Genomic DNA, 3,304 nt, shown 5'->3' with positions numbered 1-3,304 from the left:
CCCCTGACCACCGCGGCCTCCACCAGGATCCACAATCCCAGCAGATAAAGCGTGATCACGAAGTGACCGATCAACCGGAGTGCCGTGTACTCGTAACCCGAGACGATAAGCCCCAGCAGGATGAGGGGGGCCGAGGCGAAGATCAGGCCCAGCAAGAGGCGGAAGAGCTTGATGCCGAAGAATGGCGTATGGGCCAGGATCAGCCGCGCCTGGATCAGGCTCATGGCAAGCAGACCACCCAGCAGCAATCCGAGAGCCAATGGCCGGGTCTCGAGGCTGATCTCTCCGTCACGCGCCAGGATGGCGATGGACAGCACCGGCACGAGCGCCAGGCCGAACCACTTCAACAAACCGCGGAGGCGTCTCACATAGGCCGCTGGCCAATGGAAATGCCGGGTCGCCACTCCGTCAGCCACCAGCAGTCGCCGTGACCAGGCGACCACCGCCCAGGCCAGGGCCAGGTGCCAGAGGGTCTTGCCCAGTCCCGCGGCACTCGCCTGAGCCTCGGCGACAAGCACAGCACCGATGCCTGCCAACACCAGGGGACCCGGCAGGGCCAGCAATAGATTGAGGGCGATCGCGACGGGCGTATGTGCCTGGGAGTCACTGTGCAGGCGGCCGATCTGGTCATGCAGGACAATCAGCCTCGCCTTGATTCGCCGGCGCACCCCCAGCAGCAATCCTGCCGCCAACAGCAAGGGCAAGCCCCAGAGCACCTCCTGAGCGGGCAGGCGCCAGTTGCGCGGCAGAATCAGCCGCCATTCCCCTTCTTGCCACTCGAGCATGAACAGCGAAGGCAACTGTCCTAACCAGGCAAGATCCAGGGGACGACGATTCGCCACCCAGAAGCGTTGCTCGTCGATGGTGGCTCGCAATTCACGCGAGTTCGCGAGCATCTGCTCCTGATTGAGCTGAAGTTCGATGGCACTGCTCAGCAGGTTGCCATAGGTCTGCTCGAGTTGGTCGACCAATTCCCGACGAGATTGATAGAGGCGTTGCAGAGATTCGACCAGGGCCGGCGTGATATCCACATCCGCATCATTCAGGCGTTGTCTCGCTAGTCGCTCACCCTGGCGCAGATCATCACGCTGACGCGCCAGGTCGAACTGGCGAAGACGCAGATCGGCAATCTCGTCCTTGAGGTCCTGGCGTGTCTTGCAATCGCGTGCTGGTCGCCAGCTCACGCTGGTGATAACGCAGCTTCACGTCCGCCAGATGGCGAGACACCCGCAGCTGCAACAACTGCGGATTGTCATCGGCTACCCCTCTTGCCTCCAGTTCGTCCAGGGCGAGACGACTCTGCTCGGCGGTCTGCATGGCCTCGGCGATGGCCCGCTGGGCGCGCTTTGGTGAGGTCTTGGCGGCCAGTAACTGGGCATTGACCTGGCGAGTCGCTCCTGCAGTTGCTGCAGCTCCAGTACCGCTTCCTGTTGACGCATCTCGAGCTCTTCGAGCGTCAGTTCATCCAGGTCGGTGGCGGAAAAGTTGAGATCCGCCTCTTCCTCGTCAAGGAGTTCACGTTCCAGCCTCAGGAGTTGCGTGGGGGCCTTTTCGACGCTTTCGTTGAGGGCCACCAGCCGATCCTCGAACTCCAGATAGGCCTGGAGATCGGCGAGCACCACTTCCAATGCCTCGATATCGCGAAGAGCCGCATCCGTCTGCGTCACCCCCTCCTCGGGTTGCAACTCGGCGAGACGCTGTTCGATATCCGAGCGCTCGGGCAAAGGGGTTTGCGCCATGGCACCATCAGCCAGGCCTATCACCAGCCACAACAAGACCCAGGGAATCACCCAGTGGGGAATGCTGACGACGCGTCCTGACAATGCGCGTACAATGAAGACCATGCTGTCCACCATATCCCTGGCGTTTCCGACCGAAGTGGCCACCTGTTGATTCTCGGCTTCCCGACAGGGCATGGCAATGCATGACGATGTGAATCCGTTTGACTTGCGCCAGCCACGTGGTAAACAGCATTTTATCCTTGCATGTCCTCGAGTGTCGTCATGATCACAATGCGTTCCATCACCCTTACTGCCTCGGTAGTGATCCTGTTCGGTCAGGCTAGCCAATCATTCGCAGAGGCTACCGCAGCGGAGCGGGCCGCCATCAAGGCGCGTCTCCAGGCATTGCAAGCGGAAATGAGGTCTCTGGAACAGACGCTGGAAGCGCTTCCCGCAGACGCCAACGGCGATGCCGAGATCATTGACGACTCGCCCGCCTCGGCGGGTGACCAGGTCCTCGAGGAAATCGCCGAGCGACGCCTGCTCGAGAGGGAGTCCACACGCAATCCCCTGTCGATTACCGCCTATCGTCAAAACTACCTCTTCCCGGTCAGTTACTCCCCGAAGCCGAACCGTGAGGCCTTCCGCGATATCACCGAGACTACCGGCCCGGATGACTTCGAGGCCAAGTTCCAGTTCAGCGTCAAGGTCAATCTGATCGAAGGGCTGTTCGGCGACCATGGCGATCTGTTTTTCGCCTATACCCAGCGTGGCTGGTGGCAGGCCTACAACACCGAGGCCTCCTCGCCGTTTCGCGAAACCAACTTCGAACCCGAAGTCTTCATCAACTTCGATAATGCCTGGCAGTTCCTCGGCTGGACCAATACCCGCAATCGCCTGGCTTTGAACCATCTGTCCAATGGACGCTCGGACCCGCTGTCGCGAAGCTGGAACCGCGTGTATCTCGATAGCAACTTCCAGCGCGGGGACTGGGCCTTCAGCCTCGCCCCCCACTGGCGGATACCCGAATCCGGGAGCGAGGACGACAATCCCGATATCGAGCGCTTTATGGGATACGGGGATGTCACCATCGCCAAGCGGCTGGGCGACAATGAACTCAGCCTGCTGTGGCGTGGCAATCCCAGCGCCGGCAACATGGGCACACAGGTGGACTATTCCTGGCCCTTGTTCAACAGCAATATTCGCGGACATGTGCAGTACTACTACGGTTACGGCGAAAGCATGGTCGACTACGACCATCGCCAGAACCGCCTCAGCCTGGGCTTCAGCCTCAATCCACTGTTCTCCGGCGGCAGCCTTATCCGCTGAGCCAAGGGAGCAGCAGAAGTCGCCAGGAAATCGGATTGAACTCGTTCCGATGGCTGTTATGCTGAAGCCGTCATTCACCGTCAGAGGAAGACCACAATGGCTACCCGTAAAAAATCCGACACTCAGGAATCCAGCCAACAGATCAAGGAAGATCTGCACCACTTGACGCAGACCATCGAGGAACTGGTCAACGCCACCGCCGATGACTCTCGCAGCAATATCAAGGAATTACGCCAGCGAGCCGAGACACGACT

At 60.3% G+C, this 3,304-nt stretch carries 2 protein-coding genes and 1 pseudogene; 1 reads left to right on the top strand and 2 read right to left on the bottom strand.

The genetic code is table 11. The features are described from left to right. Both ACESMD_RS06490 and ACESMD_RS06485 read right to left on the bottom strand, forming a co-directional pair. Nucleotides 1-1,184, bottom strand: a pseudogene (locus ACESMD_RS06490) (mechanosensitive channel MscK); the annotation flags it as partial. A gap of 75 nt (nt 1,185-1,259) precedes the next feature. After that, nucleotides 1,260-1,886 (bottom strand): hypothetical protein, encoded by a 627-nt coding sequence (locus tag ACESMD_RS06485; RefSeq protein WP_372611437.1) that lies wholly within the window; start codon nt 1,884-1,886, stop codon nt 1,260-1,262. A 120-nt stretch (nt 1,887-2,006) separates the two neighbouring features. On the opposite strand from ACESMD_RS06485, the gene ACESMD_RS06480 reads away from it, so the two are divergent. Continuing rightward, nucleotides 2,007-3,050, top strand: a complete 1,044-nt coding sequence (locus tag ACESMD_RS06480) for a phospholipase A (protein ID WP_372611439.1) — start codon at nt 2,007-2,009, stop codon at nt 3,048-3,050. Nucleotides 3,051-3,304 lie beyond the last annotated feature (254 nt).

Source organism: Halomonas sp., from assembly GCF_041689495.1.
In the GTDB taxonomy this organism is placed as follows: domain Bacteria; phylum Pseudomonadota; class Gammaproteobacteria; order Pseudomonadales; family Halomonadaceae; genus Halomonas.
This window is presented reverse-complemented; position numbering and strand designations above follow the sequence as displayed.